Origin of the sequence: Marinobacter sp. DSM 26671 (assembly GCF_900112835.1) — a bacterium.
Classification (GTDB): Bacteria; Pseudomonadota; Gammaproteobacteria; order Pseudomonadales; family Oleiphilaceae; genus Marinobacter; species Marinobacter flavimaris.
In genome coordinates this window covers 224,578-238,954 of sequence record NZ_FONF01000005.1, presented here as the reverse complement: position 1 = coordinate 238,954, position 14,377 = coordinate 224,578, and the positions used below count along the sequence as shown (strand labels likewise).

Sequence of the window (14,377 nt, the reverse complement as noted above, 5' to 3'; positions counted from 1 at the left end):
CAATCAAGTATGGGCCAATCTTATCGTTACTATAATTTTGAACAATCCGTAAAACCCCTATGCGACCAAAGGCAAAAGCCCGGGCGAATAGTCAGAATTTCTGATGTACCGCTGCAAAAGATTTTGATTTTTTTCGCACAACCAAGTTTCTAGACTTGGACTTAACGATGTAACCAAGGAACAGGGTGAATTCTCATCATGCAAATCAGGAACACGTCAGCCAGCTACGGTCTCGTGGCGATTATTATCCACTGGCTTGTAGCGCTGGTTGTCTTTGGCCTGTTCGGGCTTGGCTATTGGATGGTGGAACTGTCCTATTACGATGACTGGTATCGCAGAGCCCCGGACATCCACCGAAGTATCGGTATTCTTCTGTTGATGGTGATGGTTTTCCGGGTGGTCTGGCGAGCGGCGAATGTTTCGCCGGAGCCGTTGCCTGGCCACACACGCTGGGAAGTGCGCAGTGCCCACATGGCGCATTTTCTGCTCTATGTGCTGATTTTCGTCGCCATGGTGAGTGGCTACCTGATATCCACCGCGGATGGCTCTTCAATCAGTGTGTTCGATTGGTTTGAGGTGCCTTCAGTCACTGGCCAGATCAAGGGTATGGAAGACACCGCGGGGACTGTTCACTATTGGTCCACCTGGGCAATTGTTGGCCTCGCCGCAGTTCATGCGGCGGGCGCTTTGAAACACCATTTGCTTGATCGCGACCGAACATTGCGGCGTATGTTAGGGAAGTGATCCGACTGCGGCCTGTGTATTCATCTTGTAACGTCCGGAAGCCGGGCACCAATGAAATAAGGGAGATAACCATGAGAAAAGTACTGCTTGCCTCTGCCGTGTCGATGGCACTTGTCGGTGCAGTCCAGGCCAACGAGCACAGCGGCACCTATGCGTTTGATACCAAGGGCACTCACCAGTTCATTACCTTCAAGATTTCCCACCTTGGCTACAGCTGGCTGTACGGTCGTTTTAACGATTTCGACGGCGAGTTTGTCTACGACGCCGAGAATCCGGAGAACAGCACTGTCAACGTGACGATCGATACTGCGAGTGTGGATTCCAATCACGCCGAGCGCGACAAGCATCTGCGCAGCGAAGATTTCCTGTATGTGGACGAATTTCCGCAAGCAACGTTCAAGAGCAAGCGCGTGGTGCTGGATGAAGAAGGCGAGGCCGATATCATCGGCGACTTCACCCTCCGAGGTGTGACAAAAGAAGTGACCCTCGATGCCGAAATGCTTGGCCACGGGGACGATCCCTGGGGTGGCTACCGTATGGGTTTTGAAGCGGAAACCGAGCTTCGCCTGACAGACTTTGGCATCCCGATGGATCTCGGCAAGGCCTCCGAGACTGTCGAGATCATCATTTCTGTCGAAGGTATCCGGCAGTAAAACTGGCTGACCCTGTCAGAGGGGGTTCCGGGCGCAGGCCCGGAACCTCACTTCAGGATTCCCCTCTACGATGCATCATGATTGTCCGTGAATACAAATGCCGCATTCTGGCTGGTTCAGAGCGTGGATTCGCTCTGTGGATGATCTGACGATGACCTGTCTGTTTCACAAGATTTGCACAGGTGCCTTTGGCGCCAGAATTGTCCCGCGAAGATGACCAGCCAGATCAGCAAACCCGCCCAAAGGTAGGGCTCGGGAATCTGGAAGCTGCCGCTGATTGCAAACTCCACGAGGAGCATCAGTGCCACCGCCAGAACCGCATTTACCATGGCTGTCACCATGGCTTGCCCGCAGGCTTTGATGTTGGGTTTCATAGTGTTCCGCTTGTCAGAGAAGTAAAACGGTCTTCTATTCACTTCGACGGAGCATACGGCTCACCTTACGGACTCTCCATGCGGGAATTCCGCTATTGGAATCAGACGTCTGTGCGACACCTCGGCAGTTTTGGCCAATAAATCCGCAGGTTGTTGGTGTATCGGCGCCTTGCTCCATATAATGTGCGCTCCTGCTAACCGGTGATTATTCCGGGGCCAGGGCGTAGCATCACCGACGGTATTCAAATCAGGCAACACAGGCAATCAAAGAGGCATCCATGCCAGAGTTTCAGACAACGGATGAAGGCTTCGAGCGGGTTTCGCTCCGGGATTACACGGAAAAGGCCTATCTCGATTACTCCATGTACGTCATTCTTGACCGGGCACTTCCGAATGTCGGCGATGGCCTGAAACCGGTTCAGCGGCGGATCGTCTACGCCATGTCCGAGCTGGGGTTGAAATCCACTTCCAAGTACAAGAAGTCTGCCCGTACCGTGGGTGACGTACTGGGTAAGTTCCATCCCCATGGCGACAGCGCCTGCTACGAAGCCATGGTGCTGATGGCCCAGCCTTTTTCCTATCGTTACCCCCTGGTGGACGGGCAGGGTAACTGGGGCTCCCCGGACGATCCCAAATCCTTTGCTGCCATGCGCTATACCGAATCTCGCCTGGCGCCGTTTGCGGAAGTTCTACTGGGAGAGCTGGGGCAGGGAACGGTGGACTGGGTGCCCAACTTTGATGGCACCATGGATGAACCATCGGTGCTGCCTGCCCGGCTGCCCCATGTGCTTCTGAACGGCACCACCGGCATTGCGGTTGGTATGGCCACGGATATCCCGCCGCACAATGTGCGGGAAGTCACCGCGGCCTGCATTCGTTTGCTGGATCAGCCGGAAGCGACGGTTGAAGAGCTCTGTGAACACATCAAGGGCCCGGATTTTCCGACTGAAGCAGAAATCATCACCCCCCGGAAAGACATCCGGCAGATGTACGAAACCGGCCGCGGATCGCTGCGGATGCGGGCACGGTGGATCCGCGAGAGTGGTGAGATCGTGGTTACGGATCTGCCGCACCAGGTCTCTGGCAACCGGGTTCTGGAGCAGATTGCCCATCAGATGCAGACCAAGAAGCTACCGATGGTGGCGGACCTTCGTGACGAATCCGATCATGAAAACCCGACCCGCCTGGTGATCGTGCCCCGATCCAACCGGGTTGATCTGGATGGTTTGATGGCGCACCTGTTTGCCAGCACCGATCTGGAGAAAACCTATCGGGTCAACATCAATGTGATCGGCAACGATGGCAGACCGGGCGTGAAGGGATTGCACCAGATCCTTACCGAGTGGCTGACCTTCCGGCGCACCACTGTCATCCGCCGTCTCCAGCACCGCCTGGACAAGGTGCTTGCACGCCTGCACATTCTGGAAGGCCTGTTGATCGCCTATCTCAACATCGATGAGGTGATTGAGATCATTCGCACTGAAGACAAGCCCAAGGCCGAATTGATGGCCAGGTTCGGTCTGTCCCCGGACCAGGCGGAAGCCATCCTCGAACTCAAGTTGCGCCACTTGGCCAAGCTTGAGGAAATGAAAATCCGGGGCGAGCAGGATGAGCTCGCGGCTGAACGGGATGAGCTCCAATCCATTCTGGGTTCCGAGGAACGCCTGCGAGAACTTATCAAGAGCGAGATGCAAGCCGATGCCGAGACCTTTGGCGATGACCGTCGCTCACCGATAGTCGAGCGTGAGGAGGCCAAGGCATTCAGTGAAGTGGACCTGATCTCGAACGACCCCGTTACGGTTGTGCTGTCTGAAAAAGGCTGGGTTCGCGCCGCCAAGGGGCATGACATTGAGCCGGAAGGTCTGAGTTATAAAGCCGGTGACCGTTTCTCCCTCGCGGCTCGGGGACGGAACAACCAGCAGGCGATATTCCTGGATTCTACCGGGCGGGCCTATTCCTTGATGGCTCACAGTTTTCCATCTGCCAGAGGCCAGGGTGAGCCGCTTACAGGGCGCATCAACCCGCCCTCCGGTGCCAGCTTCTCAGGCCTGTTGATGGGAGATCCGTCCCGTAAGGCGTTGCTGGTTACCGACGGTGGCTACGGGTTTGTTACGTCGCTGAACGACATGATCAGCAAGAACCGCAATGGCAAGGCAGTAGTCAGTGTCCCCAAGGGCGCGAGGATCATGCCTCCACTGACCATACCGACGACCGAGAAAACGCTGTATCTGGGGGCGGTGTCCAACGAAGGACGGATGCTGGTGTTCCCGCTGAGCGAATTGCCGGAACTGGCCAAGGGTAAAGGCAACAAGATCATCAGCATTCCCTCTGCCAGGGTTCAGAACCGTGAAGAATATGTGGTGGCAGTAGCAGTATTTGCCGAGGATGACCAGCTGGAGATACGTGCTGGTAAGCGCAAGATGGGGCTACAGTTCAGTGATCTTGAACACTACCTCGGTGAACGAGGCCGTCGCGGCCACAAACTGCCCAGAGGGCTGCAGCGGGTGGATGGCATTGACGTGATTCCTTCCGCCGCACGAGCGCAGGAAGAGGCGGGCTCTGACAGCGAGGGTACCGACAGTGAGTGAACTGGTCCTGATTAATGTCTCCGGGCGTGACAAGCCTGGTCTGACGTCGGAAATCACCGGCATCATGGGGCGCTATGATGTGCGCATTCTGGATATCGGACAGGCGGTCATCCACGACCACCTGACGTGGGGCATCCTGATCGAGATTCCGGATGAGTCCAAATCCTCGCCCGTCATTCGTGACCTGCTGTTCCGGCTACACGCTCTGGATCTGCAGGTCAGGTTCGCACCGATCACCGTCGAGGAGTACCAATCCTGGGCCGCGGCCCGGAATCGGGCCTGCTACATCGTGACGCTGCTTGCCCGGGACATCAAAGCCGAGCAGATTGCCCGGGTTTCCGCCATCACGGCGCGTCATGGTCTGAACATCGATAACATCTCACGCCTGTCTGCCAGGCCCTCGCTGAATGCCGCAGACAATCGTATCGCCTGTGTCGAGTTCTCGGTAAGGGGCACACCATCAGATCTTGAGAAACTTCGGGCGGATTTCCTGCATATCGCTGGCGAAATGAATGTGGATATCGCCTTCCAGGAAGATTCCATCTTCCGCCGCAATCGCCGGCTGGTGGTCTTTGACATGGATTCCACGTTGATCGAAGCCGAAGTGATCGACGAGCTGGCTGCGGAGGCCGGAGTCGGGGAGCAGGTGGCAGAGATTACCGAAAGGGCCATGCAGGGCGAGCTGGATTTCAGCCAGAGTTTTGCCGAGCGCCTGGCACTTCTGAAAGGCCTGGATGAATCGGTCCTCGAGGGAATCGCCTCGCGGTTGCGGATGACCGAGGGTGCAGAGCACCTGATCCTCAGTCTCAAGGCGCTGGGATATCGCACCGCAATCCTGTCGGGCGGCTTCACCTACTTTGCGCGCCACCTTCAGCGCAAACTCGGTATCGATTACATCTACGCCAATGAACTCGAAATTGAGGATGGCAAGGTCACAGGCAAGGTTTCCGGGCAGATTGTCGACGGCAAGCGAAAGGCAGAACTGCTTTTGGAAATCGCCGAGAAAGAGCATATTTCCCGGGAACAGGTTATTGCCGTCGGTGATGGCGCCAATGACCTTCCAATGCTGAGCCAGGCCGGCCTGGGGGTGGCTTTCCGCGCCAAGCCCCTGGTCAAGGAATCAGCGCGCCACGCGATTTCGACGCTGGGGCTGGATGCGATCCTGTACCTGATTGGTTTCCGTGAGAGCGAAACCAATCAGAGTCTGGAAAACGCCGACTTCTGAGCCGTTCAGGCTCAGTTGTCGCCGAAGTCGTAGTTCATTTCAGGTACTGGTGCCTGCAGGTAGTAGCCCTGAATATAGTTCACGCCGGCCTGCCACAGGGTGGCGAGAACGCCGGCATTCTCCACAAGCGGGATGATGGTGAGCTTGCCGCTGGACTGCAGGCTCTTGACCATTTCCTTGACCTGTTCTTTGGCCTCGTCGCTCTTCTGGATTTCTTCCGTGAAGGAACCATCGATCTTCACATAGTCCGTATCGATGTGTTTCAGGGTGTTGAACGGATTGAGGGCGCAGCCGAACTGGGAGATGGATACCTTGCAGTGAAGCTCGTGCACCGCCTTGGTGAAGTCTTTCGCCTGCTTCATGTAGTTGTTGGCATCGCCTTCCCGGATCTGGAAAATCAGGGAATCGCCCGGCAGCCGTGCGGCTTTCAGGGCAACGCTCAGCCAGGGAGTGAAGGTTTTATCCTGCAGGGTTTCGGCCGTCACATTGAGGAACAGGCGGGTATCGTGGCCCCGTGAGCGATGGCTGGACAGCTGTTTGATGGTCTGCAGAATAACCCAGCGGTCAATCTTGATCGCGGTGTCGCTCGGACCTGTTGGCGGCAGGAAGTCATAGGGTGAGACTTCCTCATCGTCCTTGTCGAGCATGCGCACGAAGGCCTCGTAATGTTCCTCGCCTTCGCCACGCAGGTTGATTATCGGCTGGAACAGCAGCCGGAAGCGGTTTTCTTCCAGAGCTTTCTGAATCGCCTCCACCGAATTGCTTTGATCCAGAGCCTCGAAGTCGGCGGGGTTGTAGACCACCACACCGTTGCCCTCTGCATGACCTTCGAGCTTTCGTACTTCCGCCGATGCCGTATGGGCCCTGGCCATGAGTTCCTCGGCCTTCGGCGAATTCTCGGTAATCGCGGCGACACCGATGCTCACGGTCAACTGGACCGTGCGGCCATTGATATCAAACAGATGGTCTTCAACCGCCTTGCGGATGCGCTCTGCGTGCCCTGCCATGGTAGATTCATCGCAGGGCTGGCTCAGCAGACTGAAGGCATCATCGCTCAACCGGGCCAGGGCAAGGTCGCCACCGGCCTGCTCCTTGAGCAGGTTTGCAAGATCACCAAGCAGCAGGTCGGCGCCGGAAATGCCCACCTGGCCCTTCATGCTCATGAAGTTATCGAGGGCGATGTAGGCGAGTGCACCGGTTTCATTCTTCTTGCCGGCGTTGGCGATTGCTTCAGCGAGTGCATCCATCAGGTACTGACGATTATACAGCCCGGTCAGAAGGTCCTGGCTGCTGATCTGGCGCAGCTTTTCTTCCAGCTCTGCATCGCTGTGCTCTGGCTGCAGAACGATCTGCGTGCATTCCTCACCGTCGTAGGTGGCGGCCGAGACCGACATGGTCACGTTCAGTTCGTGGTCGTCGCTGCGTCGAGCCGTACAATTCATGGTCATGCCGTCTTCGCCCTTTTCGGCAAACGACTTCATGAATTCCTTGTACTTCTCCTGGCTTTCCGGGGTGAGGGTGTCCAGCACCGGAACGCAGATTAGATCGTCGATGTCATCGTACCCGAGAAACTCCATGTACGACTGGTTGGCGTAGATGTGCATGCCATCGTTGATGTAGGCAATCGCATCCTTGGAGCTTTCCAGCAGCAACTGGCACCGCTGTTCCGCTTCCCGCAGATGGGACTCCAGAACACGGCGCCGGCGACGTTCGTCAAGAGCTGCCAGCTCACGATTGACCTTCAGCACAATAAGATCGGTGTGCTCGAACGACACCGTATCCTGGGCGCCTGCCTTCATCATGCCTACTGTGCGCTCCCGGCTTTCTTCTTCCGTCAGGAGAATGAACGGAATGTCCTTGTCCATCCGGCGGATCATGGCGAGGGCGTCGTCGGCCGAAAATTCCTGCTCCAGGTCGCGGGCCAGAAGCAAATCCCAGTTTCCGGCCTTGAGCGTTTCTTCCAGATCTTCTTCCGAGGTGATTCTGTGGGCTCGGGTAGCCTTGCCGGAGTTACGGAGCAGGCTGACCAGTGATTCGGCATCGTTTTGCGATGGATCCAGGATCAGCAGGTGTACGGTCGCGTTCTTTTTCTGCATTCGAAGGGCATCTCGTGATACACGGTTCATTCACTAACGCTGAATGATGCAGGGGTTGCCGATCAATAACAACCCTCTGCGGGCTTCCGGTGTCTCAGTTTGGAGACCTTATAGAGATGGCCAGAGCGAGTCGAATTCGTCCTCGCTGGCTCCGGAGGATGCAGGCGGTGCGCCAGCATTCAGCGTTGCCGCGTTCTGCAGCTTGAGCTCGAACTGGCTGATGCTGCCAGTGGAGGACACCTTGCGAGACAACTGACCCTGATCTTCCCGGCCATCATGGAGCAGGGAGATGCGACTCCCCGACTGGAATGGCAGGCGAGGCGTGATCAGTGTGGCTGACTGGTTGACCACGCTGATTTCCGGTAACAGCAGGCCGCGCAGGTATTCACTGCTGTTGCCCACTTTCTGGATCAGGCGCACACCGCAGGGTGAAGCGCTCGGTGCGAGCAGCTCAATGCCCACCTGGGTGCCCTGGTTCTTGATCTGTCGAATCCAGCGCACCACCGCCACGCTCCAGGGATGTGAGCTTTGCTCACGAACGCCCAGAACCTCGCCGGCTTGCAATGACGGAGGCACATTGCTTTCCCATGCAACGCAGTAGCCACCGGGGCTGGTGTTGATCAGGAAAGAGTGGTGTGACTTTGGCCGGTTCCGGTCGGTCGACGGGGCCTGGGAGTTGCCGTAGGAACCCTTAAAGTTGATCGGCGTGTCGCCGGCGTGAAGCCGTTCGTCGCTGGGACTGGCGTCGTGGGCGCCCGACCAGGCGTCCTGCTTCTGGCGCGAAGACCGTGCGAACAGGTTTTCTTCTTCATGATGGCCGTTGTCGTTGCCATTCACGAATTCCGTAAAGGTTTTCTCGCCGGCAATGAAGTAGTGCGCGGCTGTGAGGCCCGCGCAGACTTCAAGGGACCCCTGGCTCGCGATGCGGTTGAAGTTCCGCTTCGCGAGAATGCCGAGGGCTTGGCTGAGGTGGGTGAGCAGGGTGTCGCTTACCTTTGCCGGCACCTGAAGTTCGTGGTCGGTATCTTTGTGCTCGCGACGGGCATGGAGCGTCTCCGACAGCATCGCCGAGAGATCCCGGGTATCAAAGCCGAAGCTGTCGTCACCTGGTTTCTGTTCGAGAAGGCTGCGGTAAACCGGCGGGTTGTCCCGTTCCATGTTGATTACAAAGAGGCTGTCGTCCTCAACATCCGGTCCGCATCGGGTATGGTCGGTCCAGGATTCGAAGAGTTCATAGACGTGCAGAAGCTCAGCCTGCCGAAGCTGATTCGGGCGCGCGCAGCCCAGCAGGAGGATACGCTTGTAGCTGTCGGCGACCGAGCTGCTGCGGCGATGCTGAAGTGTGTCGTCATCCACCTGAACCACTGAGAGCTTGTTGCGGTGTGCAAACCGGAATAGACGGTGACACTCCAGCCAGCTCTGGGCGGGGCTCGGGCAGTAGAGCTGGTGCGATCTCAGAATAGTTGCCGACAGCTCGGAAATGGCCCGGTGTGCGGCTGTGGCAATCTGGCGCCGATTCTTGTCCAGTCCCCCGTTGTCGATAAACTCCAGAACGCACAGCTTGTAGCCGCCGGCCAGATGTAATTGGAGCGCCTGGGACAGATTTGCGATCTTCCTTTGTTTTTCGGGCAGCGCCACGGCAAGACCGAGGTAGTGGCGGGAGAGCTCATTACAGACAAAATGAATCTTTTCCCGAATCAATTCCAGGAACTGCATGCGCTGCTGGGGCGCCAGGAAAAGGTGGTTCAGTTCGATAATGGCGTGGTAAAGCTGTCGTGACACCTCGCCGATATTGGCCATCGGCAATTGGTCTATCCAGACCCGGAACGCCTTGGGCGTCGTGTCACAGAACGACAGGCTGGCCGTTTTCTGTTCGGGAACGCGGAGATCAGGTTTCAGGGTCTTACCTTCCATGAATGCATGCCAATGTCTGGACCACAGGTGGTATTCCGGGGTTGGCCCTGCCTGGCTGGCGGTTACCGGGTGTCCGCCGGCCTGTCAGGAAAACGCCGTAAATACATGTTTTTATCGTTAACGGTACTGGACTTTAAAGTAGCAAACCAGTCGTAAAAAGCGAGAAGATCATGAGTTGACAATCTTTGACAAGTGAATTTGGGCCGTTTTTTGCGAAACCGGTCACGGGAACAGGTTGATCGGGGTCTTGCTTTCCTTGCCAGGCTCTTCTCTCACCAGCTTCGGCACCAGAAAACCGGGCAGGCGCGCCAGCAGCTCACGCACCAGATTTCGGGCCTCATCATCGGATACGTCGAAATGGTGAGCGCCTGTCACTGGATCAAATGCATGCAGGTAATAGGGCAGGACGCCCGCATCAAACAGGGTCTCGCTCAACTCTTCAAGCACCGCCGTTCGATCATTTACACCCCTGAGGATCACGCTCTGGTTCAGGAGCGTTGCGCCTGCGGCCCGGAGGTATCCGAGCGCACGGCGAGTGGGGCCGTCGATCTCTGCCGGGTGGTTGATGTGCAGGACAATCACTACCTGGAGCGGAGTCGTCGACAGCCACTTCAGTAACTCGTCGCAAACCCTCTGGGGAATCACAACTGGCAAGCGGGTATGCAGGCGCAGCCGGCGGATGTGGGGTATCCCGCTGATAGCGCTTGCCCACTGACTGAGTAGGCGATCATTGACGGCCAGGGGATCGCCGCCGCTGAAGATGACTTCGTTGATTTCCGGGCTGGCGCCAAGGGTATCAATTACCCGCTGCCGGTCGTGAGGGCTCAGGCGTTGCTCGTCGTAGGGAAAGTGCCTGCGGAAGCAGTACCGGCAGTTGATCGCGCACTGTCCGGTCACCATGAGCAGGGCACGGCTGCGGTACTTGCGGATGAGCCCGGTGGTGGCGATGGCGCCGGATTCTTCGAGAGGATCGCTGACAAAACCGGGCGCGTGGCCGGCTTCGTCCGCCAGCGGAAGCACCTGTCTAAGCAAAGGGTCGGCCGGATTGCCCTTTTCCATCCGGTTGAGGAAGGGTTCAGGTACCCGGATCTGAAAAAGCCGGTGGCCTTGTTCTGCCCCTGCAAGCCACGGTTCCTCGGGCAACTCCAGGCGGCGGAGCAGCTCCTTCGGCGACTTAACAGCGCCCGACAGCAGTTGCTGCCAGCTGCGTTGTTCGTGGTCGGAAAGGTGGGCTTCTATACGGGCGGGGGTTCGCTGTATCATAACGCCCTTCGAATTCTAAACAGCATTTTGTCAGGTGGACATTTCATGGCTTCATATTCTACCAACGAATTTCGCGGCGGTCTTAAGGTTTTGCTGGATGGCGACCCCTGCATCATTCTCGAGAATGAGTTCGTCAAACCCGGGAAGGGTCAGGCCTTCAACCGGGTAAGGCTGCGTAACCTCATGACCAACCGGGTCTGGGAGCGCACGTTCAAGTCCGGCGAAAGTCTGGAAGCCGCAGATGTCATTGATCAGGACATGGAATACCTCTATACCGACGGTGAATTCTGGCACTTCATGCTGACTGACGGTTCCTTCGAGCAGTACCCGGCTGATGCCAAAGCGGTTGGCGACGCGCTGAAGTGGCTGAAAGAGCAGGACGTTTATACGGTAACGCTCTACAACGGCTCGCCGCTGTCCGTAACGCCCCCCAACTTCGTTGAACTTGAGGTGGTTGATACCGATCCGGGCATGAAAGGTGACACCGCCCAGGGTGGTTCCAAGCCGGCAACACTTTCTACCGGTGCGGTTGTCAACGTACCCCTGTTCATCACCATCGGCGAAATCCTGAAGGTTGATACCCGCTCTGGCGAGTACGTGAGCCGGGTAAAGAGCAGTTGATCCGGTCATGACCCGCGAACCTGTCTGGCAGCCCTCTGCCTCGCAGGCTGCCCTGAAAAGCCGCGCACAACAACTGTCGTTTGTGCGCGGCTTTTTTGCGAAGCGAGGAGTGCTGGAAGTCGAAACCCCAGTGCTTGGGCGATGTGGCGTTACTGATGTCAATCTTGACGGCATCCCCGCGCAGGTTTCTGCCGGCACACGCAAAGGCGGGTGGCTCCAGACGTCTCCCGAGTACCACATGAAGCGATTGCTTGCGGCCGGCTGTGGATCCATTTTTCAGATCTCCAGGGTGTTCCGCAATGGCGAACAGGGGCGTCGTCACAACCCCGAATTCTCCATGCTCGAATGGTATCGGACAGGCTTTGATGATGTGACGCTCATGGCTGAGGTGTCGGACCTTGTCTGCGGCTGGCTGGGCTGCGAGCGGCCGGAAATCATTCAGTATCGCGAGGCACTCAGGCGATGGGCGCACATTGACCCGTTCGCAGCGACGGACCGTGAACTGATGCGCCGCTGTGAGGAGTGGCTGGAGCCAGAGCAATTGGCTGACCTTGGTCGGGATGGCTGCCTCGATCTGCTGATGAGTTTTGCCGTGGAGCCGAATCTGGGACGGGGCAGGCCCGTATTTATAACGGGATATCCGGCCTCGCAGGCTTCACTGGCCAGAGTTTCGAAGTCTAGCGGCTATGAGACCGCGCATCGTTTTGAACTCTATGTTGATGGTCTGGAGCTCTGTAACGGTTACTGGGAATTGACCGATCCAGGAGAACAGAGGCTGCGCTTTGAGACTGATAACGAGCTGCGCAAGCGATCCGGAAAGCCTGAAATGGGGCTGGATGAGGCTTTTCTCGCTGCGCTTGATCAGGGCTTGCCCGAGTGCTCCGGTGTCGCACTCGGGCTGGACAGGCTGCTGATGCTCAAGCTGGGAGTCCAGGACATCCGTGAGGTTTTGGCGTTTCCGTTCGAGCGGGCTTGAGCCTGCCGAACGTGATCACGCCAGGGCGCCGAACGCCTCGCCCATGCGAACGGTTTTGCCGGCCACCTGATTGCTGTTCCAACTGACGGAGCCTTTTGGCATAACCATAATCACAGTGGAGCCCAGGCGGAACCGGCCCATTTCTTCACCCTTATCGAAGCTGATGGCCTGCTCGCCTTCGTACAGTGTTGATGTGACCTGCCGACTGCCGGGCACAACAACGCCTGCCCAGCGGGTTTCCACGCTGCCGACAATCATGGCGCCAACCAGTACCAGGGCCATGGGGCCGGAAGCGGTGTCGAAGATGCAGACAACCCGCTCATTGCGGGCGAACAGATTCGGGACATTTTCGGCGGTTACCGGGTTGACCGAAAAAAGCTTGCCGGGAACATGGATCATCTGTCGAAGCGTGCCGGCCATCGGCATGTGGATCCGGTGATAGTCCTTGGGCGAGAGGTAGATTGTAGAAAATTCGCCATCGGCAAACGGGGCTGTGGTCGCCTCTTCGCCACCGAGCAGCTCGCTCAGGCTGAACGACTGGCCCTTTGCCTGGAAAACCCGGTCTCCGGTGACCTGGCCGAGCTGGCTGATGGCGCCGTCAACGGGGCTGACCAGGGTTTTTTCGCCGTCCGCCAGGGGGCGGATGCCCGGCTTCAGCTCCCGGGTGAAGAAATCGTTGAACGTGGCGTAAGCTTCAGGGTTAGGCTCGGCGGCTTCGCTCATGTCAACGCCATAGCGGCCGATAAACCATTTTATAACCCGGTTCTTGAGCGCAGGGGAGCGGTCATTGTCCGCCAGGCGGCCGGCGAGGTTGGATACCCCCAGTTGCGGCGTTATGTACTGGCTAAGAACAAAAAGCTTGTCGAACATTAGATGTGATCCTTTGCGCTCAAAGGCGCGAAGTTTAACAAAGACTGCTACCTGTATAGAAATTGTTTCACGGCTTCGCGGTTATGACGCGGCCTTGCTATTATCGTGTCACCTTTTGCGTGACAGCTTCCGGCTCCGGCCGATAACCAATAAAATAAGGCGTGCGTAGATTCTATGTTACTGATCGTCGGTTCGATTATTGTTCTGGCCAGCGTACTGACTGGCTATGTTCTCCACGGCGGCAATCTGATGGTGCTCTGGCAGCCAACCGAAGTGTTAATAATTTTCGGGGCAGCTCTGGGCTCGTTCATCATTGCTAACCCCGTCCATACGCTCAAAGAGGTCTTTGGTAAGGGAGTCCAGTTACTAACAGGCTCACCCTACAAAAAGGCTTTCTACATGGATCTGTTGAGTCTGCTTTACGAGATCTTCGATAAATCCCGTAAACAAGGCGTCATGGCGATCGAGGAGGACATCGATAATCCCGAGGCAAGCCAGATTTTCAGTCGATACCCAGCTGTCATGAAGTCCAAGGAACTGCTTGCGTTCATCACGGACTATCTCCGCATCATCAGTTCCGGAAATATGGCGACCCACGAGCTGGAAGGCATGATGGAGAATGAGATCGACAGTCGTCAGCACGAGCTTGAGGAGCCTGCTCACGCGGTCAACAAAATTGCCGATGCGCTGCCGGGGCTTGGTATTGTCGCTGCGGTACTGGGTATCGTAATTACCATGAACTTTCTCACTGAAGGCCCGGAAAAGATTGGTCTCAGTGTGGCTGCAGCACTGGTGGGTACCTTTCTGGGTATTTTCATGGGGTATGGTTTTGTGGGTCCTGCTTCTATCGCCATGGAACACGCTGCGAAGTATGAGCTGAAGGCTTACGAGTGCGTCAAATCAGCGATTGTGGCGACGGTTTCCGGGCAAGCACCCCAAATGGCCATTGAGTTTGGCCGCAAGGCGTTGCCCACGGATAAGCGCCCTGGGTTCCAGGAGCTTAATGATCACGTTCGTTCCAAGTAAAAACGCCCTCATCTGAACCCGGAGCCG

Annotated in this window: 12 protein-coding genes; 7 read left to right on the top strand and 5 right to left on the bottom strand. The window is 57.0% G+C overall.

Annotated features, from left to right (window positions below; all coding sequences use genetic code 11):
- The first annotated feature begins 198 nt into the window (after nucleotides 1-198).
- Complete coding sequence (locus BM035_RS07905) at nucleotides 199-744, top strand: cytochrome b (protein ID WP_053112723.1); 546 nt, start codon at nucleotides 199-201, stop codon at nucleotides 742-744.
- A gap of 71 nt (nucleotides 745-815) precedes the next feature.
- Nucleotides 816-1,397: a YceI family protein gene (locus tag BM035_RS07900; protein WP_053112722.1), complete on the top strand. Its 582-nt coding sequence runs from the start codon at nucleotides 816-818 to the stop codon at nucleotides 1,395-1,397.
- Between the two features lie 116 nt (nucleotides 1,398-1,513).
- Here the strand turns inward: BM035_RS07900 and BM035_RS07895 are convergent, their stop codons facing one another.
- A complete protein-coding gene (locus BM035_RS07895; protein WP_053112721.1) occupies nucleotides 1,514-1,771 on the bottom strand; it encodes a hypothetical protein in 258 nt (85 codons plus the stop codon).
- A 278-nt stretch (nucleotides 1,772-2,049) separates the two neighbouring features.
- On the opposite strand from BM035_RS07895, the gene parC reads away from it, so the two are divergent.
- Both parC and serB read left to right on the top strand, forming a co-directional pair.
- Complete coding sequence (parC, locus tag BM035_RS07890) at nucleotides 2,050-4,359, top strand: DNA topoisomerase IV subunit A (RefSeq protein ID WP_092031027.1); 2,310 nt, start codon at nucleotides 2,050-2,052, stop codon at nucleotides 4,357-4,359.
- Nucleotides 4,352-5,584 (top strand): phosphoserine phosphatase SerB, encoded by a 1,233-nt coding sequence (gene serB / locus BM035_RS07885; protein ID WP_008174104.1) that lies wholly within the window; start codon nucleotides 4,352-4,354, stop codon nucleotides 5,582-5,584. The genes parC and serB overlap by 8 nt, the downstream gene beginning before the upstream one ends.
- Before the next feature lie 11 nt (nucleotides 5,585-5,595).
- Here serB and BM035_RS07880 read toward each other — a convergent pair whose 3' ends face one another.
- The 3 genes from BM035_RS07880 to epmB form a co-directional block, all read right to left on the bottom strand.
- The gene (locus BM035_RS07880) at nucleotides 5,596-7,680 is read right to left on the bottom strand and encodes an EAL domain-containing response regulator (RefSeq protein WP_092031025.1); all 2,085 of its coding nucleotides are present in this window, start codon (nucleotides 7,678-7,680) and stop codon (nucleotides 5,596-5,598) included.
- 108 nt (nucleotides 7,681-7,788) lie between these two features.
- Nucleotides 7,789-9,594, bottom strand: coding sequence for a GTPase (locus BM035_RS07875; RefSeq protein ID WP_092031024.1), 1,806 nt, complete (start codon nucleotides 9,592-9,594; stop codon nucleotides 7,789-7,791).
- A 222-nt stretch (nucleotides 9,595-9,816) separates the two neighbouring features.
- Nucleotides 9,817-10,857: an EF-P beta-lysylation protein EpmB gene (gene epmB, locus BM035_RS07870; protein ID WP_008174110.1), complete on the bottom strand. Its 1,041-nt coding sequence runs from the start codon at nucleotides 10,855-10,857 to the stop codon at nucleotides 9,817-9,819.
- A 45-nt stretch (nucleotides 10,858-10,902) separates the two neighbouring features.
- On the opposite strand from epmB, the gene efp reads away from it, so the two are divergent.
- Both efp and epmA read left to right on the top strand, forming a co-directional pair.
- Nucleotides 10,903-11,478, top strand: a complete 576-nt coding sequence (gene efp / locus BM035_RS07865; protein WP_092031022.1) for an elongation factor P — start codon at nucleotides 10,903-10,905, stop codon at nucleotides 11,476-11,478.
- 7 nt (nucleotides 11,479-11,485) lie between these two features.
- A complete protein-coding gene (gene epmA, locus BM035_RS07860; protein ID WP_092031021.1) occupies nucleotides 11,486-12,454 on the top strand; it encodes an EF-P lysine aminoacylase EpmA in 969 nt (322 codons plus the stop codon).
- Nucleotides 12,455-12,469: 15 nt separating this feature from the next.
- On the opposite strand, the gene asd is transcribed toward epmA, so the two are convergent.
- Nucleotides 12,470-13,324, bottom strand: coding sequence for an archaetidylserine decarboxylase (asd, locus tag BM035_RS07855; protein ID WP_092031019.1), 855 nt, complete (start codon nucleotides 13,322-13,324; stop codon nucleotides 12,470-12,472).
- A 174-nt stretch (nucleotides 13,325-13,498) separates the two neighbouring features.
- Here asd and motA point away from each other — a divergent pair, with 174 nt between their 5' ends.
- Complete coding sequence (motA, locus tag BM035_RS07850; protein ID WP_008174118.1) at nucleotides 13,499-14,350, top strand: flagellar motor stator protein MotA; 852 nt, start codon at nucleotides 13,499-13,501, stop codon at nucleotides 14,348-14,350.
- The last annotated feature ends 27 nt before the right edge of the window (nucleotides 14,351-14,377 follow it).